Consider the following 21,460-nt stretch of genomic DNA (forward strand, 5'->3'; position numbering starts at 1 on the left):
GTAATAGTCCCTTGAGAAAATATACTGTTCCGATATTGTGAACTTGCGACAGTTCAGTGTCATATTTGCGGCACAAAAATGACAAAAGCGCACAAAGGTGCGCTTTAAGAGTTATCTAACCGACAAAGTTAAGCTTATTGGGCAGTGATCACTCAGCATATCGTCATAATCGAGTTCACCTTGTTTGCCAAACGCATCAACTTGTTGAGACCCTTCTACAATCCACTGAGTAGCAATAGGACCTGTTACAATATGATCGATTGGGGCTTTGTATTTCGGGTGACAACTTTGTAAGTTTTGCATACTACTTAATAAAATACGCTCGCCATCTTCCTTACTCAACTCTTGCCAATAGCGATTGTTTTGATCAACTAAACGGTGGTTAAAGTCGCCAAGTACAACAAATGCTTTTTTGCTATCAACACGCTGGTTTACCCACTTTTCAAGAATTGGGCCCTGTTGTTGATAAACAGTGCACGCTTTTTTGTTGTCTTTACGATAGTTACTAACAAAACAACCGCTTTTCATATGCACATTTAACACTTCAAGTTGTCCATTATTCACACTAATTGAGGTGCCATAACGTAATCCAGGATTATCAAGGGCGAGTGCCTTGAAATCGGCTTGTGCTGTAAAATTAATGCCTTTTTTAATTACAAATGCAGTGCGCTGAGGCGTTGAGAATAAGCCATCATGTCCGCGACATTCATAGGCTTCATTATCTGGACGACTTGAAACCACATATTGCCACTGTGATTCTGGAAATACGCGTTTGAGTGCTTTTTCAGACTGCACTTCTTGTAATGCAATAATATCGGCATTTAAGGTAGCGGCATAATTAGCAAGCGCTTGATAATCAGCCTGACTTCGCGGCTTACATCCTTTGCCAATTTCATCAGCAAGGTGCTCTATATTCCAGCTAACTAACTTTAAATTGTTACTATCCGTCAGTGTTGTTGGCGCTAAAGTTTGTTGTTCTTTTTGTTGGCAGCCCACCAGTGCAGTCAGCGCAGCAAGTGTAATAAGCGTTTTCTTCATTTGTGTGTTCATTGTGTGAAAAAGAATTTCAGTATATCAATTGCCATGAGTAAAACACATTTTGTTTGCGATAAGATGACTTTTCTTTCGGTTAACCGCAGTCTGATTTTCAATCAGCACAGCGCCTATTAAATCCACCAAGTAACATAAGGTAGGTATCTGTAGTCTTACTTGAAATTTACTGATTTGCTAATTGATCCTGCATTGGTTATCTTGTTTTCTGCATTAAATTGAGTTCCCTTTAATAGGATGCCTTATGAATTTATCTCCTTCTGTTTCCGTGCAACAAACTGATACTGGTCTTGAATATATTTCGGTAGATGCCGACTTATGTAGCGCTAAAATTTTTCTGCAAGGCGCACAACTTACCGAGTTCACCCCTAAAGGTAAAAAACCGCTTATTTGGGTTTCACAAGATGAAGACTACCAAGTGGGTAAAGGCGTACGCGGTGGCATTCCAATTTGCTGGCCATGGTTTGGCATGAGCACTAACGACGGATGGCCGCAGCATGGTTTTGCACGCACTATGTTATGGCGAGCAGAAGAAGTTGTTGAGAACGATGACAAAATTGTTGTGAGTTTTTCTTTGCCAATGGCACAAGTAAATAAAGAGTACTGGCCACATCAATCAAGTTTAAAAGTTGTATTCACCCTAAGTGACCATTTACATATTGAACTTATAAATACCAATACAGGTGCTGCTGCATTTGAATTAACGCAAGCATTGCATACTTATTTCCCAACCCCTGAAATTGAAAACACGACAGTCGATGGACTACAAGGTTCAAATTACATTGAGTTTGGTGAAGGTCCCTATACACAAAATGACATTGTTAGCTTTGCCCGCGAAACGGATATGGTGTATCAAAACACGCCATTAGTGCAAACCATCAATACACCTGACGGCATTATTGAGGTCGGTCGTGAAAATTCGAGTTCGTGCGTACTGTGGAATCCGTGGATTGAAAAGTCGAAACGCCTAAGTAATTTCCGCGATGATGAATACCACACTATGCTGTGTTTAGAAGCTGCCAATGTAATGGATGATAAAGTAACGTTGCAACCAGGTGCCAGCCATTCATTAGTACATACAGTACGTTGGTTATAATATTTAACCTTAAATCATAAAAACTCAGCATTTGCTGAGTTTTTTGTTTTAATAGACAAAAATAAAGAAATAAGAGTTAGCCTGTGTTTAGCAATCAACAAGTTTTCGAGCAAATGCTGCCAGATTATAATCAAGCAGACTTTCAGCCATTAGATCAGCAAGCAACCAAAGAAGCACTTATTGGCACCTTTGTATTTGTCTTGCCGATTTCCATTGCCGTGACTATTTTTCTCTATTTTTTACCGCCAGTGACAAATCTTATCACCGCTCTCGCTGCTGGGGCCTTGGTATTACTCAATATCTATATCGCGTGGTTTACTAAACGCAGTGTAGCCATGACAGGCATCGCACTGAGAGAGCACGATTTACTGTTAAAACGCGGTGTTTTCTGGCAACGGACCATCGCTATTCCATTTAACCGAATTCAGCATATTGAAACGCACCGTAACCCGATTGAGCGCAAGCTCAAACTTGCCACACTAAAACTGTTTACCGCGGGGGGCGCTGGTGCTGATTTGGAAATTCATGGCCTCACACAAGAGCGCGCAAGCAAACTAAGGCAGTTTATTTTAGCTAACACCGCAAGTGAACAACATGAATACGAATAAAACAAACCCAGCAGCGTGGCAAAAGCTCTCGCCAGTTGCCATTGTTTACTTTGTACTACATTTTATTGTGCGCTTTGTAAAAGATGGCTTTATTAATGCCGCGCCAGCATTAGCCATTTGGGTAACACAAGTCGAGAATAAGTTGTTCTGGTTTATTTCTGTGGTCAGCGCTTTGGTAGTAGTGCTAGTGATTTATGCGGTGCTTTATTACCTTAATTTTCGCTATAAAATTACTGAGCACGAAATAGTATTACGCAAAGGCGTATTTAAAAAAGAACGCGTGACGCTAAATTTTGCCAAAGTGCAAAATGTTAACTTAGCAACCCCGTTTTACTTTGCCCCCTTTTCATTAGTAAATAGTCATTTTGATGCGGCTGGCTCTTCGCAACAAGAGGTTGTATTACCCGGTATTAGTATTGATTATGCCAATACGATGCGCGACCAAATCTTTAACTACCGTGCCATGCCTGAGCATGCCGAGCAACAAAGCGAAGCGCAAGAAGATGCAAATACTCCCGATCTCACATTAGCTAATTTTGAAGTCGCTAAGTTCGGCTTAATGTCGGGCATGATGTTTTTAGTGCTCGCAGCACTTGCGCCATTTACAACGCAAATTATTGATTATATTAAGCAAGACTTTGCAGCCCCACTGACTGAACTAATCACTAATTCATTAAATAGTAACGAACATGCGGAAATTGCGGCTGGCACAATCATAGTACTAAGTGGTATTGGTATTTTTGTTTTAGCCTCTCTGCTAGGCGCACTTATTCGTTTTTATAATTACGAATTAAGCTTAGAAAAAAACAAGATTAAACGTGTCTCTGGCCTTTTTGAGCGCCATCAGATGTCATTAAGCATCAATAAGATTCAATCGATAGAGGTAAAACAAAACTGGATTGCTAAGCTATTAAAGCGCTACACCATCAACTGTAAGCAAATTAATAACAGCCATGCCAATACCGTGAAAAAAGGGCAATCTTTAATTGTACCGGTACTCACAAAATCGCAAGTTAGTGAGGTCATGAATTTATGCTGGGATAAGCAAGTCGCCATTACCGACATCCCTTTTCAACCTATTGCAATTAATTACTTCTATAAAACGTATCTGCTTTATTGGCTTTTGCCACTGACAATTGTGAGTATCAGTGCCTATGAACCTTTGATAAATGGCGCATGGCCACTATTAATTGTGCTAATGCTCGCAGGCGCAGGGTTAAGCTTTTTACGCTATAAACGCTTTGGCTTTTACTTTGATGGCGAACAAGTGTTCACACGAAAAGGCCTAGTTGGCGTAAGTTACAAAGTTTTTAAAGGCTTCAAAATTCAACAAATCGCCACCATACAAACGCCACCTATGCGTAAACAACAGCTAAGCACATTACGTTTTCAGTTAGCCAGTGGTGGCATAACCATTCCTTACTTGCCATCTAGTTATGTTAATCAGGTAATGAATCAGCTTATTTTCTTGGCAGAAACCAGCAAAAAGCGCTGGATGTAACCATCAATAATTGAGATTAACCGTTTATCACTATTATTTTTTTCCTTATATCTGATGCATTAAGCTAGCCCGCATCATTCAAGGAACAAATAATATGAAAAAGTCATTACTCTCATTGATGGTTGCAGCAAGCTTTGCAACAGCTGCCAACGATAATTGGCAAACCATTGAAACAGAAAACTTTAAAGTTCATTTTCCAAAAGCCTACCAAAGCTGGGCAACTTCTGCTGCGAATGAGCTGGAAATTGTCCGTGAAAAAGTAAAAGAACAACAGAATCGCGTGCTGGATAAACAAGTGGATGTCATTGTATTCGATCCATATAACCAGTCGAACGGCTTTGCCATTCCAAGCAGTGTTGATCCTATGATGGCGTTTTTTGCCACACCGCCACAGTCAGATACAGTGATTTCAAATAGCTCGGGCTGGCAACAATTATTAGTACTGCATGAATACGTGCATTTAGTGCACCTAGCGCAGCCAACGCGCAGTGAGTGGCGCCAAAAGCTGCGTAACTTTTCTAGCCTCTATGACCTTACTCATAACCCAACCCCACGTTGGGCAGCTGAAGGTTATGCAACCTTGCTCGAATCACAAATGACAGGCCGTGGCCGCTTACATGACAACTACGTTGAATCACTGATTATGCAGTTTGCTAAAGAGGGCAATCTACCAAGCTACAGCCAGCTGAGCGAAGAAGACGGTGGGTACATGGCAGGTTCAATGGCTTATCTTGTTGGTGTGCGTTATTTACAATGGCTCGAAGAAAACTACAGCAAAGAACAGCTAGATGCAGTTTGGACACGCATGCAAGCCGTTAAAAAGCGTGATTTTGAATCGGCCTTCGAAGGTGTTTTCCTTGAAAAACCAAGCAAACTATATCGTCGTTTTGTTGCGGAATATACCCATAAGGCACTCAGCAAAGAAGCAACGCAATCGCCATTAGATACCAAAGAGTGGTTTGATCTCGATTACATTCAAACAGCGCCAAGCATTTCACCAGATGAAGATAAGCTTGCTATCGTAAGCAAGGATAAAAAGGGCAATACCAAACTTACCATCTATGCAACAGAAGAGAACGCTGATGCCATTGACGAGTTTGAAGAGGCGCAAAAAGAGTTACTCGAAGACGATGCGAAAGATATTGCAAACAGCAGACCTACTAGCTTTAAAAAAGAGTCTAAAAAGACCCTGAATTCAATCAACCGAAAAGGTATTTTGAATCCGCTATGGCAAGATAACACCACGCTTATTTACGGTGCGTTTAGCACAGCAAATAACGAAATGAACACCCTCCACCAGGACTTGTTCAGTTGGAACAGCGACACTGGTGAAACCAAACAGCTTACCGAGCTTGCTAATGTGCGCCGATTTTCACTGGCGGATACTAATATCGCTTATGCAGAACGCGTAAAGCAAGGTTATTCACAATTAGTAAAAATCGACTTAACAACAGGTCAAATTAGCGATTTAACCGCTCCTTCAATTGACACTGTGTATGACTTTCCACAGTTCAAAAATGGCAAACTGGCATATCTAAAAACCGAGTTAAATCAAAACTGGTCTCTATGGGTTAAAGATCTTGCTACCGGCAAAGACATAAATGTACCTATGCCAAAAGGTTATCAGTTCCTGTCTTACCCTAAGTGGAGCCCTGAGGGAAATAGCATTTATTTCGTTGCCGGTGTAAATGGTGAGACAAATATTTATCGCTATACTTTTAGCTCAGATACGCTAGAACAACTCAGCGCTGGCCAGCAAGTTATGCAATACCCTATGCCAACCAAGCAACACGGATTACTGTATTTAGCGGTGAACTCTGAAGGTCCAGATATTTATCAACTTGGCGAAAATGCGACTGTTACACAAGTAAGTGAGCGGGCGAAAACATTACACGCAACCACTGAAAAAGCAGAGCAATATATTTTGCCACCAGCAAAAATTTACCAGCAAGAAGTAGGCGCTCAGCGAGATTACTCTGCCACAGACCAAACGCTTTCATTTGCGCTTTCAGAGCAATACAACAGCGCAAGTACAGCGCTATTGCATGTCGGTGTAAAAGGGAAAGATTTATTAAATAAATTAAGCTGGCAGTTTGGTGGCGCGCTTGATAATAAAAATGCTTTGAATGGCGCCTATTTTGATGCGAAGTATCAATACAATAAATGGCAGTTCTTAGCCCATGCGTTTGACTATAAAATTAACGCCCAAAATCAGTATCAACATCCAGATGTACTCGCTGTAAAAGAAGATACAACAGGTGCTTATTTACAAGCGAGTTACCCATATCGTAATGGTGCGTTTAAAGTTAACAGCCACCTTGCGTATTCTTATAAAGATACTGGCGATGCTTACAATCAATGGTTTGCATTAGGTGCTGAGCAAGTATGGCAGCGCGATTGGCAGTCGTTTGCTATTGGTCAAAGTGCATCAGCTCGCATTTATAGCGGTGATGCAACAAGTGGCAGCTGGCAAGGGTTTGATGCCAGTTTAAAAGTGTTTGGTAAAGCGTGGTCAATCCCACTATATGTTGATTACCATACGCAACAACGCGATGACACAATGCTGAACATTGGTGGTTTTGCATCAAGTTTAATCAAGCCTGAAGCACAAGCAGATCGCTCGCTTATCAATGAATTACCTTTTTATACTGCACTGAGCGATGACTACCAACGCTTTGGCGCTGGCATTGCATTTAAACAAAACATGCCATGGCTTTATGTTGCCCAGCATGACTTGGATAACCAGGACTTCGCAACAAGCTACGGGGTTAAGTTTAATAGCAAATTTGACTTTGCCGTTGCGCCATCACTCTTAAATGATCTAAATATTGATTTTGGTATTGCCAAAATTGAAGGGGATACTATTCAAGATGAAGTACGAGGTTGGTTAGGGCTTTGGTATAGCCTATAAATAGACATTCAAAATTCAAACCGCTCATTTAAGGTGAGCGGTTTTTTTTGGTTTCTAAAGCGCTTTTTCTATTGCGGCTTTCAGTTCATCGCTTTGTGGTTTAACGCGAGAGCCAAAATGCGTTACTGTTTGACGGTCTTTACTCACTAGGTACTTATTAAAGTTCCAGCTTGGAGAGCGGGTTTCTTTTGCTAAGTGTTTAAAAATAGGGTTCGCATCACTGCCTTTTACATCCGTGGTTGCCATCATATTAAAGGTAACACCGTAGTTGATAAAGCACATATCTGCCGTATCTTTCTCATCATTTTCTTCCTGGAAGAAACTGTCTGATGGGAAACCCAGTACCACTAAGCCTTTATCTTTATATTCTTTATGAAGTGCCTCTAGTTGTTCAAATTGCGGCGTAAAACCACAGTTACTCGCTGTATTTACAATAAGCAGGGGCTTGTCTTTAAATTCACATAAGTTAATGGTTTCTTTTGAGCGTAATTTACGTAATTCTTGATTGGTAAAATCACTACACTCTGAAGCAATAGCCGAAAATGCAAAAAGTGAGGGAGCAACCAATGTGGATAACAGCAGTTTTTTAAGGTGTTTCATGTCCAATCCTAGTTATTTTAATATACTCAGTATACGGTTATTTTTGTCCTAAAGATCGAACAAAATTTGAATTATTTTGCACATTTACATTTAGCATATCTATCAAATACGAGTTTAACAGGAAACCTCTTAGGTGATTTTGTTAAAGGAAGCCGATTATCATATTTGCCGCGCGAGCTGGAACTTGGTATTCGCTTGCATCGGAGCATCGACAGCTACACAGATTCTCATTATGTAAGCCAACAGTTTAAAAGTGGATTTAAAGAGATGCGAAGATACGCTGGCGTAGGATTGGATATTTTGTTTGATCACTTACTCGCTAAACAATTGGGCATCAACTACAACGTTTTATGCCAAAAATTTTATAAGATTTTGCGTGATGAAAGGTATTTTTATCAGGCTGTTTTACCTGCCGATTACCAACACAAAATTTATCTGATTACCACAGATAACTGGTTTGCAAGTTACAGTAGTTTATCTGGCATAGCGGTAGCGTTAAAAAATACTGGTAAGCGATTTCGAAAACCCGTAGCACTAGAACAAATGCTTGATTGGTATACTGCCAATCAAGCAAGCATTGATGATGGCTTTAAACAGCTCTATTACGATACAACGCAATTTACACTTGCTAAGCGAGACGAACTCAACGCTCTGCTAGATTGATGGTAATACGGGTATCGTTGCTTTTGTCGTTACCTATCATTTCATCATAGGCAGTTTGAAAGTGCAGATTTGCTGAGGTAAAACCAAGTGATTTTAGACAGGTTTCAGCTTCAAACATTGAATTAAACACTTTTACGTTATCGTTATCATCAGATAACGAATAGAAGTTACCCTCTTCGTCTTCTGCACCGACTAAATAATGATTAGCATCTGCATAGCCAAAAATAGTAGGTACCAACGAGTGTCTTTCAATTTGGCTTTTAAACTCAGCGAGGCGCATGGTAGCTCTCCTTAACGGGCTAATTATTAATCAATACGCAAAAAAACAGAGAACCGTTCAATCTTTTTTATAGTTGAGCCGTATAAATACAAAAATGAGGATGTCTATGAAGAAAACAGTTTACTACGATGCAAATTGCCCCTTATGTCGCAGAGAAATTGCGTTATGGCGTAAGTTATCAAGCCATATTTTTGATTTTAAAGATGTTCATCAACAAAATCTCTCCAGTGAAAAAAGAGCTGAAATGCTGCGCTTATTGCATGTGCAAGATGAAAGTGGCCAATGGCATGTCGGCCTTAATGCAAACTTTCAACTTTGGCGTTCACACCCGATCGGCTGGCCTTCTTACCTTTTATCGCTCCCTGTTTTTTACTGGATTACCAATAAGCTGTACAACGCATGGGCAATGCGTCGCTACAATAAGCGTTATGAGTGCGAACAATGCCAGCTTTAGAACAGCGCCCTGCCGCAGCCAAGAAATGGTTTGCCATTGAGCTTACCGCTTACTGTGGTAGAAAATGTCTGGCCAGACATAGTATCGCGACAAGCAGAATTGCTGATCTCAAAACTTAACAAATTATCATTTTGAGCCAAGTTAAACTGCGAACTATTTACTGATTCAATCGGTGCTACATAATTAAAATTAATCACTTGCTGACCATAATTTCCCTTAAATTCAATCGATTCATTTGGTTTTATTTCAATTACCCAGCCCGGTTCATTACCCACGGCACGAAAACTCACGCCGCGAAATTTTGCATCCTGCCAAATCGCTTCTTGGCGATTATTGGCACACTGCTTATAAAGGGATTGCTGGTAATTCACCATCGCATGTTCACCTTTTAACCAAATATAATCTGTGCCTTTTTGATATTTTGCACCCGATGCTGAAATAACGGCTTCAAACGCAAGTGTTTGCTTGGGTAAAAATGCCCATAATGTTTCGCTTTCTAAACGTGCTACAAAATTCAAATTACGCTCACATTCCAGCACCATAGTAATCGCTTTAGTTTGAGGCTGTGATTGCAAGCTCTCACTATTTTTTGAGGGTACTGTGGCACTACAGCCGCAAACTGCTGCACTCACCATTAGCATAAACACATGTTTTAACATCTTGATTCCTTTTAAAGAGAAAAACACTATAGTGGTAAATACTTTACTCTGCGTGAATTATAATCAAAGGAATAAAAAATGGCAGGAGCAAGCTTACTTACCTTAATCGATGATATTGCGACATTACTTGACGATATTGCAGTAATGAGCAAAGTCGCTGCGAAGAAAACTGCTGGTGTATTAGGTGATGACTTGGCCTTAAATGCGCAACAGGTTTCAGGGGTAAAAGCCGACCGCGAGCTGCCTGTAGTGTGGGCCGTAGCCAAAGGGTCGTTCATCAATAAGTTTATTTTAGTGCCATTAGCATTGCTTATTTCAGCGCTTGCGCCGTTTTTAATTACTCCGTTATTGATGCTAGGTGGTTTATTTTTATGTTTTGAAGGATGTGAAAAAGTACTAGGACCTTGGTTACATAACAAAGACAACAAGCACAACGAAAGCCCACAAAATAAAGACGATAAACACTATGAACAGCAAAAAATAAAAGGGGCTATTCGCACCGACTTTATTCTATCTGCTGAAATTATTGTCATTTCACTTGGCACAGTAGCAACGGAAAGCTTTACATCGCAATTATCGGTTTTAAGTGTCATCGCAATATTAATGACCATTGGCGTGTATGGCTTAGTAGCACTGATTGTAAAAATTGATGACGCTGGGTTGTTATTAATTGAAAAACCTCATATTTGGCAGCAAAAGATTGGCCGTGGCTTGCTGTCGTTTGCCCCCTATTTAATGAAACTGTTAGCCATTGTTGGCACACTTGCTATGTTCTTAGTGGGCGGTGGCATTGTGGTGCATGGGAGTAGTTTTTTGCATCACTCGGTTGAACAGCTCGTTGAAACCATCAATCTTACACTTAATACTGACCTTAGCTTTTTCTTACCCACGCTATTTAATGCCCTTATAGGATTTGTAGCAGGAGCAGTAATTGTGGCCGCAACACTTTTACTGAATAAATTCAGAAATAACTAGTTTTTAAATTTACTCAGTAAAAATATGAACTAGATCAGTTAATGCCAAATTAGCGCTAGCTGTTAGCTGAAAAATAGCCGACAATAGCGCTTGGTATAAATGGATTTAAATTATGGTGCTAGGATCAGGAGATCGTTACAACCATAAGTCTTCAAGGAACCAAGTCCACTCATGTTCTTAGAGCATATGAGTGAGCTTATTGATCGAGAGTCTACCTCTCCCTCCTCAATTGTTCTGGGATTACTTTTATATCAATTCGATTAACTAGCCATATCGGCTTCCATAGTTAACAGAATTGGTATTTTATTTGGAGAAAAGTATGACCTTAAACAGCCAATTAAATTTAACTAAAGCTGCCCAAATTACCTTGCATTGCATGGACTTAACAAGCTTAACTGGTAAAGAAAACGACAGCGAAATCAACACGCTTTGCCACCAAGCCAGTAGTAATGTGGGGCACACTGCTGCCATTTGCATTTACCCACAGTACATTGAGTTTGCAAAAACACAGCTCAATGCCGAAGTAAAGATTGCAACCGTAACCAACTTCCCCCATGGCGACGCTGATATAGAAAAAGCCGTATTAGAAACAAAACAAGCTGTGGACTTAGGTGCAAATGAAGTAGACGTGGTCTTTCCCTATCGCGCACTTATCTCAGGCGACGAAACGATTGGCTTTGAACTTGTAAAACAATGCAAGCTAGCCTGTGGCGAGAATGTGTTGTTAAAAGTCATTATTGAGTCTGGCGAGTTAAAAAGTGACGAACTGATTGCAACAGCATCACGCATTGCAATAAATGCTGGTGCCGACTTTATAAAAACCAGCACAGGTAAGGTCTCTGAAAATGCCACACTAAATGCAGCAAAAATCATGTTAGAAGCCATTAAATCAAGTGGCAAAAAGGTTGGTTTTAAAGCCGCAGGTGGTGTTCGCACAGTAGTTGATGCAAAACAATACATAGAACTTGCCGCCAGTATTTTTGATTTAGATTGGGTTAACCCTAGCAACTTTCGTTTTGGTGCGTCAGGTCTACTTGGTGATGTAAATACTGTTTTGCATGTCGATACGCAATCAGTCTCTACAAAGGGAGACTACTAATGGTCTCATTTGATCAAATTGAATTTGCAGCCACACCACACCTAAACGCCAAACAAGATGATTTTGCCGAAACCATTTTATTACCGGGTGACCCGCTGCGTGCCAAATTTATTGCTGAGCACTTTCTCGATGACGCAGTATTAGTTAATGACGTGCGCAATATGCTCGGCTATACCGGTTATTTTCAAGGCAAACGCATTTCAGTGATGGGCAGTGGCATGGGTATTCCAAGCTGCTCAATTTATGCAAAAGAATTAATCACAGAATACGGGGTTAAAAACCTTATCCGTGTCGGCAGTTGTGGCGCCGTCTCAGACCAAGTCGCTTTACGGGATATTGTGATTGCGATGGGGGCATCAACTGACTCGAAAGTGAATCGCATGCGTTTCAAAGATCATGACTTTGCGGCAATTGCTGATTTTAAGCTATTAAATACCTGCTTAACTCAAGCAAACAAATCACAATTGGCAGTGAAAGTCGGCAATGTCTTTTCATCTGACCTGTTTTATACACCGCAACCGGAAATGTTCGAGCTTATGGATAGCATGGGCATTTTAGGAGTTGAAATGGAAGCCGCTGGTTTATATGGCGTTGCAGCCGAGTTTGGCGCAAAAGCACTGACCATCTTAACCGTTTCAGATCATATTACCCAAAATACACATCTGAGTAGTGAAGAAAGGCAAACCTCCTTTGCTGAAATGATCACCTTAGCGTTACAAACCACAACTAATTTGTGATTAAATAGGGCTCAAACAGGGTCTTACACTTTGGTATGCTCCTTTCGCAGCAAAGAAAACAGACCCTTAGCCCTTTATTTATTTGTGTAATAATGAAAAAAATCTTCGACTACTTTGCAACTAAAAACCTGATGCTATTGGCGCTAATTTGGGGCGTTATCGCAGGCGTAGTTTTTGGTGAACGACTGGCATTCTTACAACCTGTTGGTAATGCCTTTATCAACCTGATGCAAATCACCATATTCCCCTATATTGTTGTTTCACTAATTGTTGGTTTAGGTAAGTTCGAACCCGATCAAGTGCGCTCAATTTTGCTTAAAGCTGCTACGGTCATGTTGTCGTTATGGGGCATTGGCTTGTTTGTGATTTGGTGTTTTGCTTTTACTCTACCAAAACACGATGCTGGCACATTTTTTTCAACCGCACTCATCTCTGCCAAGCAAGATATTGATTTTGTTGCACGTTATATTCCCTCAAACCCTTTTGCTTCTATGGCTGAAGGGAATGTACCTGCCTTAGTTATTTTTTGTATTGCACTTGGTATGGCCTTAATGGGCAATGTCAGAAAAAGCAGCTTACTTAATATTTTAGATGTCGTTGGCGAAGGTTTGTCGGTCATTTCCAAAAAAGTAGTAAAGATTTTTCCGATTGGTATTTTTGCTATCACTGCCAGTTCTGCAGGCACCATGAGTATTGAACAGCTCAGTACACTTCAAGTGTATTTAGTGTTGGTCATTTTGCTCGGTTTATTTTTAATGTTTGTATTTCTGCCCATGTTGGTTGCCGCACTTACTCCCGTTAAATACCATGAACTTATTGATGTAGCACGTAACGCGTTAATCACTGCGTTTACTACCGGTAATGTATTTATTACCCTGCCGGTAATTACCGAAGGTATTAAAAGCTATATGCACAAAAACAATATTGCTGATGCAAAGTCAGACCATATTGCCGAAGTGCTAGTGCCTATTGCCTTCACATTCCCGAGTTTAGGTAAGCTAACAACGCTGATATTTGTCTTATTTGCCGCTTGGCTAACGGGTCATGAAGCAACCCTTTCTGATGTACCAAACATCACAATCAGCGCTTTATTTAGTTATTTTGCCAATGTACATATTGCAATTCCGTACATGTTGGAAACCGTGCGAGTACCAGCTGACACCTATCAGCTCTACTTGGCAATGTCGGTCATTAGCGCCAAGTTTGTATCACCAACCACCGTTGTATATATCGTTGCAGTTGCGTTTCTAAGTATTTTTTACGTGCGAAAACAAATCAGCTTTAAGCGTGCAAAAAGTATTTTATACTTTTCTTTAATCGCTGGGATCCTCCCTGCATGCATGCTTACGGCATACACCGTTAACTCAATGCTACTGCAAAATACTAACAACGCCGATGATATTATTGCCAATATGGTAGTCAGCGATAAAGTACCTGAGCACGTACTCAACCATGTTCCAAAAGCCTATGAAGGTGGTAAGTTATCACTAACAAACATTAGTGTAATTAAAAAGCGTAATTTGCTTAGAGTCGGATACATTGCTGACAATGTGCCATTTAGTTATTTTAATCATAATGATGAGTTAGTTGGTTTCGACATTAGCTTAGCCCATAAGCTGGCAGAAGACCTCGGCGTTCAAGTGGAGTTTATTCCATTTAACAAACCGCAACTTACTGAATACCTAAATAAAGGTTATTTCGATATCGCAATGTCAGGGTTAGAAATTAACCTCGATGATATTGAGAAAGTGCTATTTACTGATCCTGTACTTGAACTGCAATTGGCTTTGGTGACTTTGGATCACCGTATTAAGGAGTTTCAAACGCTAGAGGATTTAAAAGCTCATCAGTCGCTGGATTTTGCCACCATTGAATATCAAGCCTTGCTTGGCAAAGAGTTTAAGCGTAACAAGCATTATGCGCTGACAAATATCGACAGCTACCGCGATTTCTTTACCAATCCCGAAAAGTTTGATGCACTGCTCATTAGTGCCGAAGCAGGATTTGCGTGGACCATGTTTTACCCTGATTTCGGAGTCGTTGTCCCTGAAGGGGTTAAAACCAAATACCCTACAGGCTTTGCAGTCGCCAAGCGCCATAGCGATCTTGCTAATTACCTTAATGCATGGCTCGATATTCGTCGTGCAAATGGTAAGGTACAAGAAGTTTACGACTACTGGATTTTAGGTAAAGGCAGCCGACCTTATGTGCGAAGGTGGTCTGTATTGGACGATATAATACTTGAAAAATCAGTTACTAAAGACTAGTTTATTTACAATATAGTGCAATTAGGTTAGCTATGAACATTACCATAATGGGCAGTATTGCACTGGCCGTATTCGCGATGATTTTCCTCTATGTGCGTGGGGAAAACTACAAACGTAAAGCAAAACAACTTTCAAGTACGCTCGATGGTGCCAATCGCGAGACCAAGTATTTAAGTGAAATTGTGATTGAACTCGCAAAAGAAGAGCAACACTTATTGCATGAGCGTTTTGTTCGCGTGCAGCGTGCAGGTTCGCCAAAGGTTGAACTACTTCGCTTTACTGGATTATTGGTTGAGGCATCTGAAAGTGTTATTAGTGATTCAGCGCTTGGTAAGAAATCGGTTCAACAAGCCTTTAAACATCACATCGCTAACTATACCCCCTTTGCCTTCGAAGACTTTAATAACTTTATCTTGCAAGAGAGTGCACAAAAAAGGCAACTTTGGACTAAAAACAACATCCACAGTTACCTCGATTTGTGTAAATCGTGCATTGAAGAGTTAGAAAGCGCTATTTAACTATTTACTTATTTCACTGCACATTTTGGCTTCGGTACATAACAACTTAGCGTTAATATTCCCTTGTTTAGCAGATTGAGTAAGCCAGAAATCTGCTTTTTGTTTATTAACTTGTGTACCTTCTCCATCTAAATACATTTTAGCTAAATTGTATTGTCCCCAGTCATCCCCCTGCTCAGCTGCTTGAGTAAAAGATTCAAACGCAAGCGAAAAGGCATCTTCTTGATAGTAGGCAATGCCCTCTTGATTTGCCTTATTCAATTCAAAACCCTGGTAAAGCGGTTTCGGTTTTGTTGGCATAACAACAAAACCTCCAAATAACTTCATCGCATGAGGCCTGTAGGCAGCATAAAGGGTGCCGTTTTCAAATAAGTCTTTTATTTGCTGCTGACTATAGTGTTCACCCGCAGTGAAAAAATACCCATCTTGCACAAAATTATCGCTGCGAGCGGATATTTGAAGATCGCGCTCTCGCGAATAGTTATATCGACTAAATTGTAAAGTCAGTGCATCATTTTCAACAGCAATAACTTTTGCCGCGACCACGCGCTTTTGATAATAATCTTCTTGTAAGAGTTTGCTGTAGTCAAAAAAGTAAAAATCATTTACCTGTGGGTTATGCACTATTTCTAGTTCATTTTCTACAGCGCGATGGTGTTTTTGCCAAAACCACACTGCTAACACGAGTAATAGAATCAAGCCAACAAATTTATTCATAATGGAAATGATTGGTACCTCAACGCTACGGCTATTTTCGGGCACATTTTTGCTATCACAATTAGCACAATGAGACGCTTTCTTTAGGGCAAAAGGAAAGAGTGGTATTAAACCAAAACGCAGAGATTTAATTTTGCTCTGTGCACTTACTGCACATTGTTGGCAGAGGCAGCACTGAAGATACTGTTCGTGTTCAAAAACTTGTTCTGTAATATTGAAAAACAACATAGACAGTCCATTATTTGATTAGTTTATGTCCATATTTACTGCAATTTATTACTTAACACAATCACAAACATATTTTCTTACAGATAAGAACATGCATCTCAAAAACCATTACACCAAATTAACAGTATGCCTGTTTTTATCGTCATTTTTGCAATAAAAAAGGCTCTTAAAAGAGCCTTGGTGGGTTTAAAAGTTAGAATTTAAAAGAATCCCAGTGGACTATCGCTATAACTTACTAGTAAGTTTTTGGTATTTTGATAATGATCTAACATCATTTTATGTGTTTCACGGCCAACACCTGACTTTTTATAACCGCCAAATGCAGCATGTGCAGGATAGTGGTGATAGCAGTTCGTCCATACTCTGCCAGCTTCAATACCACGCCCCATACGATAAGCCAGATTCATATTTTTAGTCCAAAGCCCTGCACCTAAACCAAACTCGGTATCATTAGCAATGGCTAGTGCCTCAGCTTCATCTTTAAAGGTGGCAACACTTACCACAGGTCCGAAAATTTCATCGCGAAAAATACGCATCTGATTATTCCCTTTAAACAAGGTTGGCTGAATGTAGTAACCGCCACCAAGCTCATCGGATATTTGCTCTACGCCTCCACCTGCGAGTAATTGCGCACCCTCTTCCTTGCCAATTGCAAGATAACTTAAAATTTTATCAAATTGCTCTTGCGATGCTTGAGCGCCCACCATAGTTTCTGTATCAAGTGGATTACCACGTTTAATTTGTTTCGTTCGGTCAATCACTCGTGCGATAAATTCATCGTAGATATCTTCTTGTACCAGTAAACGTGATGGACAGGTACACACTTCACCTTGGTTGAAAAACGCAAGTACTGCACCTTCAACACATTTACTAATGTACTCTTCATCTTGCTGCATAATGTCTGAAAAGTATATATTAGGTGACTTTCCGCCAAGTTCTACGGTAGAAGGAATGATATTTTCAGCAGCACATTTTAATATGTGTGAACCGACAGGCGTTGACCCTGTGAACGCGATTTTGGCAATACGCGTACTAGTTGCTAAGGCTTGGCCAGCTTCTGCGCCATAACCATTTACCACATTTAGTACCCCTGCAGGTAATAAGTCTCCAATAACTTCTATCAATTTCAAAATTGAAACAGGCGTTTGTTCGGCAGGTTTAAGAACAACACAATTTCCTGCAACAAGAGCTGGTGCCAACTTCCAAGCGGCCATCAATAACGGAAAGTTCCATGGAATAATTTGGCCCACCACACCTAATGGTTCATGAAAATGGTAAGCGACTGTGTCTGAGGCAATTTCACCAATTGAACCTTCTTGCGCGCGAATACACCCTGCGTAGTAACGGAAATGATCAACACAAAGTGGCAAATCTGCCGCTAGCGTTTCTCGTACTGCTTTACCATTGTCCCAAGTTTCAGCAATGGCTAACATCTCTAAATTTTGCTCGATGCGGTCAGCTATTTTTAGCATTAAGTTACTGCGCTCAGTAACCGATGTTTGCGCCCATGCATCTTTCGCTTGATGGGCAGCATCGAGTGCCAATTCAATATCTTTACTGTTAGAGCGTGGGATACGGCAAATGACTTCGCCTGTTACCGGTGTTGTATTATCAAAGTATTGGCCGTCAACAGGCGCAACCCACTCACCACCAATAAAATTCTCATATTGTGCATTAAATTGCACTTTGGCATCTGCGTGCCCAGGATTAGCATAAATCATTGTTTTTCCTTTATGTGTGTTATTGTTAGAAAGTTGCTTCAACTTATATATGTGCTCACACAGACTAGGGCTTAAAATTGATTCGTGCTTGATTCTCCATCCAAATTACTTGACTGAGAGTGCACAATTTAGCCATTATGAAGAACGGTAAAACTCGGGAGACAGGCATGTCACTACAACTTGAGCGTAGTAAAATCAGCACCTTAATTGACAATCGTGCCGCGTTTAATAGTGAACATGTGCAATTATGTGTTTACGATACTTATCAAGCCTGTGAGCGAATACCTTTTCAAGCGGAGCAGTTAATGTTCTGTGCGATGCATACAGGTAAAAAAATAATGCACCATCACAGCATGCAATCTGGCCAAGAGTTTTTACCAGGGCAAAGCTTTATTATTGCTGGGGGTGAACACGTTGAAATAGACTTTCCTGTCGCACATATCAAGATACCTACCTCCTGCCTGACCATTGAAGTTGATAGCCAGAAAGTACAAGAAGTGGCAGAAAAAATGCGTTTGGAGCAGGCTTTTTATAGTGAACAAGCTACTACCCTTCAATTGCGTAATAACCCCTTAACACAGCAACTTTATCAGCGTTTGGTGGATACATTTAGCGAAAACCAACGCGATCGAGAGGTGCTCATTGATTTAGGCATTAGCGAACTTTTAGTGCGTATGCTGCAAGATAAGTCTCGCCAATTGGTGTTACAACATTGCAGCCAATTGCTTGGACACAACGCCTTACAATCAGCTATTTCCTACATTAAGCAAAATTTAAAACAGCCTATCTCTATTGAAAATCTGTGTAAAAGTGCCGGCATGGGGCGCAGTAAGTTGTATCTCGAATTTAAACGCCATTTAGGTTGTACACCACAAACATTTATTGTCGAACAAAAGCTTTATGCCGCTGCTGTAAAGTTGAAGCAAGGAAAAGCTGTTACTCAAGTGTGTTACGATTATGGCTTTAGTGAACTTAGCTATTTTAGTCGTCGCTTTAAGCAAACATTTGGTTGTAGTCCAAAGCAATATCAAAGTCACGATTTTAACTAGATAAACTTTGTTTGCCTTTAAGTTTGTTGAAAAATCAACCAATACATGTAATATGTTCCGCAATTTTATAACAAGGACTAAAAAGGATATTTTAATGTTTAAAAAAGCTCTTCTTATCGTATCTTCAACTATCGCTCTAGGCGCATGTGTATCATCAGGTGGCCCTGCACTCAAAAGTTCTGTAAGTCAAAGTGTAGCTGGTGTTGAAGCACGCTTACCTTATGCAAACTACACCAACTACTTTGGTTATGTTGATGCATCAGTAAAACCTGAAGGCAAATACAAAAATAAAGACGCATACTACCTTTACGCTTGGGTTCCTGCTGCAGTAGATGAAATTGGTGTTTCAATGGTTTCACCTGCAACATCAACGCCTGCGGATAGCGACTTTGTAAATGCTAACTACACTAAAAACTATGGTTCAGATTCAAAAACATTTTTTGATACGTACCTAGTGCTTGACCGCATGGACATTATTGACCCAGCGAAGATCAAAAATGGCGGTAAGTCACTACAAACACTTACTTACAATGACGACAGCAGCGAATTACCGCAAAATCCAGGTGGTCAGAGCTACAATTCATTACTTCGTCAAACATCAGATGTGAACAACCCAACTAAAGCGCTTGTTCGTGGTGTATACCGTATTTCTTTCACTTCATTCCGTTCAGCGGTTGAAGGATCGTTTGAAGCAACCGTTGGTACAAACGTACCTGGCGTTAAAATTGCCGCTTCTTTAGAAGAATTACATAATCTTGTAAACGAAGGTTAATTATTTTTGAGCTCGATAACTTATCGAGCTCACTTTTCCACTTATCCGTTTTATTTCCCGCCCATCATTCTTTAAAAAACTCTGAAGCAAAAACATTTACGCTTGTTTTAAATCAAACAGGAGTATCAAGATGATTATTACCAATACAGAACAAGTTGCAAGCTACGAGATAACACAAACGCTCGGACTCGTTACCGGTAATGTTGTACGCTCTAAACACGTCGGCCGAGATATTATGGCTGGCCTTAAAACAATTGTTGGTGGTGAAATTAGAGGTTATACCGAGATGATGAGTGATGCTCGTGCCGTTGCTCAAGCAAGATTAGTTGACGAAGCCGAACGTTTGGGCGCTGATGCCATTATTAATGTTCGTTTTACAACAAGTGCCGTTGCGGCGGGTATGTCTGAAATTTTAGCCTACGGCACCGCGGTTAAACTAACGAAGTAACCAATTCCAATGCTATTTCGTTAAGAAATAACAATTATTAGTAAGATAAATTTATTTAACCTTTTTAGCAGTGCTTTAATTTATTTACCGCAAATAATTTGGCACTGCTAATGACAGACTTCACAACTCCCGATCTTTACGATTACTATGGTGATCAACTTCAAGTTGCCTCAGCCGGGTTACTGCACTTCGGCAAAATAACAAAGTTCTATGGTCAAGCTGTCACTATTCAATGCCCCCATGACAACTCGTTAGTTGGTGAAATAGTTCGCACCAATGGTGAAGGTAAAGTGCTTGTTGTTGATGCAAGCAACAGCCAACACTTTGCATTTTTAGGTGATAACTTGGCGCAGCACGCAATTGAAAATCGCTGGAGCGGAATCGTTATCAATGGTTGCGTCCGCGATATTGAGATATTAGAACACATGTCACTGGCTGTTATGGCTAGAGGTAATACGCCACGCAAAACCAAAAAACAAGGATTAGGCGATCAAGTAAATGCTGTTAGTTTTTTAGATATCACCATTCATAATGGTGATTGGCTTTATGGTGATCGTAATGGGTTATTAATAAGCAAAGATGAGCTCAGCGTTTAGTATTGTCAGTATTTTGAAACAAAAACCCCAAAACAGATTATGCTAGGTTTGAATTTGTGTTTTGAAATGGAGAAATCGGGATTAGCGCTTGTGCATTCTGCACTCGCCCACTTCGTGGCGCATTGGCGGCTCAATTTTTTCTGACCTTTCTCGTAGGTAAGATTGTCGAACTAAGGGTTCGAACCAAAGCCTCTCTTCACACACCATAAAGCAAAAAACCCCACAACAAGTTGCGGGGTTTTTTGCTTTATACATGGCGGAGAAGGAGGGATTCGAACCCTCGATAGGGCTACAAACCCTATACTCCCTTAGCAGGGGAGCGCCTTCGGCCACTCGGCCACCTCTCCAGCGCAAATACTTATAAAATGGCGGAGAGATAGGGATTTGAACCCTAGATAGGCTATTAACCTATGCCGGTTTTCAAGACCGGTGCTTTCAACCACTCAGCCATCTCTCCATGGCCAAAATAATACTCAGCCTATTCTAATGTGTAAATAGCAAAAAGTTTGTT

Annotated in this window: 21 protein-coding genes and 2 tRNA genes; 15 read left to right on the forward strand and 8 right to left on the reverse strand. The window is 40.4% G+C overall.

What is annotated here, in order from left to right:
* Nucleotides 1–111 precede the first annotated feature (111 nt).
* Nucleotides 112–1,038 carry an endonuclease/exonuclease/phosphatase family protein gene (locus tag OM33_RS02745; RefSeq protein ID WP_199922491.1) on the reverse strand — a complete coding sequence of 309 codons (927 nt, stop codon included), beginning with the start codon at nt 1,036–1,038 and terminating at the stop codon, nt 112–114.
* 256 nt (nt 1,039–1,294) lie between these two features.
* On the opposite strand from OM33_RS02745, the gene OM33_RS02750 reads away from it, so the two are divergent.
* From OM33_RS02750 to OM33_RS02765, 4 genes are all read left to right on the forward strand, one after another.
* Nucleotides 1,295–2,146 (forward strand): D-hexose-6-phosphate mutarotase, encoded by an 852-nt coding sequence (locus tag OM33_RS02750; protein WP_038638461.1) that lies wholly within the window; start codon nt 1,295–1,297, stop codon nt 2,144–2,146.
* Nucleotides 2,147–2,229: 83 nt separating this feature from the next.
* Nucleotides 2,230–2,754, forward strand: coding sequence for a PH domain-containing protein (locus tag OM33_RS02755; protein ID WP_038638464.1), 525 nt, complete (start codon nt 2,230–2,232; stop codon nt 2,752–2,754).
* Entirely contained in the window at nt 2,741–4,255 is a 1,515-nt protein-coding gene (locus OM33_RS02760) for a PH domain-containing protein (RefSeq protein WP_038638467.1), read from the forward strand. Before OM33_RS02755 ends, OM33_RS02760 begins: the two co-directional genes overlap by 14 nt.
* A gap of 94 nt (nt 4,256–4,349) precedes the next feature.
* On the forward strand, nt 4,350–7,166 hold the full coding sequence (locus OM33_RS02765) for a TolB family protein (RefSeq protein ID WP_038638469.1): 2,817 nt from the start codon (nt 4,350–4,352) through the stop codon (nt 7,164–7,166).
* A gap of 54 nt (nt 7,167–7,220) precedes the next feature.
* Here OM33_RS02765 and OM33_RS02770 read toward each other — a convergent pair whose 3' ends face one another.
* Nucleotides 7,221–7,766 (reverse strand): glutathione peroxidase, encoded by a 546-nt coding sequence (locus OM33_RS02770; RefSeq protein ID WP_038638472.1) that lies wholly within the window; start codon nt 7,764–7,766, stop codon nt 7,221–7,223.
* Nucleotides 7,767–7,832: 66 nt separating this feature from the next.
* On the opposite strand from OM33_RS02770, the gene OM33_RS21945 reads away from it, so the two are divergent.
* A complete protein-coding gene (locus OM33_RS21945; protein ID WP_052140877.1) occupies nt 7,833–8,429 on the forward strand; it encodes an acyl carrier protein phosphodiesterase in 597 nt (198 codons plus the stop codon).
* Here the strand turns inward: OM33_RS21945 and OM33_RS02780 are convergent.
* Complete coding sequence (locus tag OM33_RS02780) at nt 8,410–8,709, reverse strand: DUF6482 family protein (RefSeq protein WP_038638476.1); 300 nt, start codon at nt 8,707–8,709, stop codon at nt 8,410–8,412. The genes OM33_RS21945 and OM33_RS02780 overlap by 20 nt on opposite strands.
* Before the next feature lie 106 nt (nt 8,710–8,815).
* Between OM33_RS02780 and OM33_RS02785 the strand changes: the two genes are divergently transcribed.
* A complete protein-coding gene (locus tag OM33_RS02785; protein WP_038638479.1) occupies nt 8,816–9,163 on the forward strand; it encodes a thiol-disulfide oxidoreductase DCC family protein in 348 nt (115 codons plus the stop codon).
* On the opposite strand, the gene OM33_RS02790 is transcribed toward OM33_RS02785, so the two are convergent.
* The gene (locus OM33_RS02790) at nt 9,160–9,822 is read right to left on the reverse strand and encodes a COG3650 family protein (protein WP_038638482.1); all 663 of its coding nucleotides are present in this window, start codon (nt 9,820–9,822) and stop codon (nt 9,160–9,162) included. The genes OM33_RS02785 and OM33_RS02790 overlap by 4 nt on opposite strands.
* Before the next feature lie 78 nt (nt 9,823–9,900).
* Here OM33_RS02790 and OM33_RS02795 point away from each other — a divergent pair, with 78 nt between their 5' ends.
* The 5 genes from OM33_RS02795 (at nt 9,901) to OM33_RS02815 (ending at nt 15,418) form a co-directional block, all read left to right on the forward strand.
* Nucleotides 9,901–10,797 carry a DUF808 domain-containing protein gene (locus OM33_RS02795; RefSeq protein WP_038638486.1) on the forward strand — a complete coding sequence of 299 codons (897 nt, stop codon included), beginning with the start codon at nt 9,901–9,903 and terminating at the stop codon, nt 10,795–10,797.
* Nucleotides 10,798–11,116: 319 nt separating this feature from the next.
* Nucleotides 11,117–11,896 (forward strand): deoxyribose-phosphate aldolase, encoded by a 780-nt coding sequence (gene deoC / locus OM33_RS02800; RefSeq protein ID WP_038638489.1) that lies wholly within the window; start codon nt 11,117–11,119, stop codon nt 11,894–11,896.
* Nucleotides 11,896–12,633 (forward strand): purine-nucleoside phosphorylase, encoded by a 738-nt coding sequence (gene deoD / locus OM33_RS02805; protein ID WP_038638491.1) that lies wholly within the window; start codon nt 11,896–11,898, stop codon nt 12,631–12,633. Before deoC ends, deoD begins: the two co-directional genes overlap by 1 nt.
* 92 nt (nt 12,634–12,725) lie before the next feature.
* Nucleotides 12,726–14,900 carry a cation:dicarboxylate symporter family transporter gene (locus OM33_RS02810; RefSeq protein ID WP_038638494.1) on the forward strand — a complete coding sequence of 725 codons (2,175 nt, stop codon included), beginning with the start codon at nt 12,726–12,728 and terminating at the stop codon, nt 14,898–14,900.
* A gap of 32 nt (nt 14,901–14,932) precedes the next feature.
* A complete protein-coding gene (locus tag OM33_RS02815) occupies nt 14,933–15,418 on the forward strand; it encodes a hypothetical protein (protein ID WP_038638497.1) in 486 nt (161 codons plus the stop codon).
* Here OM33_RS02815 and OM33_RS02820 read toward each other — a convergent pair whose 3' ends face one another.
* Nucleotides 15,419–16,363: a tetratricopeptide repeat protein gene (locus OM33_RS02820; RefSeq protein ID WP_038638501.1), complete on the reverse strand. Its 945-nt coding sequence runs from the start codon at nt 16,361–16,363 to the stop codon at nt 15,419–15,421.
* 200 nt (nt 16,364–16,563) lie between these two features.
* Entirely contained in the window at nt 16,564–18,084 is a 1,521-nt protein-coding gene (gene exaC / locus OM33_RS02825; RefSeq protein WP_038638503.1) for an acetaldehyde dehydrogenase ExaC, read from the reverse strand.
* 167 nt (nt 18,085–18,251) lie between these two features.
* Between exaC and OM33_RS02830 the strand changes: the two genes are divergently transcribed.
* From OM33_RS02830 to rraA, 4 genes are all read left to right on the forward strand, one after another.
* Entirely contained in the window at nt 18,252–19,133 is an 882-nt protein-coding gene (locus tag OM33_RS02830; protein WP_038638507.1) for a helix-turn-helix transcriptional regulator, read from the forward strand.
* 94 nt (nt 19,134–19,227) lie between these two features.
* Entirely contained in the window at nt 19,228–19,905 is a 678-nt protein-coding gene (locus tag OM33_RS02835) for a LipL32 family surface lipoprotein (RefSeq protein WP_038638510.1), read from the forward strand.
* Between the two features lie 130 nt (nt 19,906–20,035).
* The gene (locus OM33_RS02840) at nt 20,036–20,353 is read left to right on the forward strand and encodes a YbjQ family protein (RefSeq protein ID WP_038638514.1); all 318 of its coding nucleotides are present in this window, start codon (nt 20,036–20,038) and stop codon (nt 20,351–20,353) included.
* Nucleotides 20,354–20,463: 110 nt separating this feature from the next.
* On the forward strand, nt 20,464–20,949 hold the full coding sequence (rraA, locus tag OM33_RS02845) for a ribonuclease E activity regulator RraA (RefSeq protein ID WP_038638516.1): 486 nt from the start codon (nt 20,464–20,466) through the stop codon (nt 20,947–20,949).
* A 254-nt stretch (nt 20,950–21,203) separates the two neighbouring features.
* Here rraA and OM33_RS02850 read toward each other — a convergent pair.
* A tRNA-Ser gene (locus tag OM33_RS02850) sits at nt 21,204–21,296 on the reverse strand.
* A 19-nt stretch (nt 21,297–21,315) separates the two neighbouring features.
* A tRNA-Ser gene (locus OM33_RS02855) sits at nt 21,316–21,406 on the reverse strand.
* Nucleotides 21,407–21,460: the final 54 nt, after the last annotated feature.

It is taken from the genome of Pseudoalteromonas piratica (assembly GCF_000788395.1).
In the GTDB taxonomy this organism is placed as follows: Bacteria; Pseudomonadota; Gammaproteobacteria; order Enterobacterales; family Alteromonadaceae; genus Pseudoalteromonas; species Pseudoalteromonas piratica.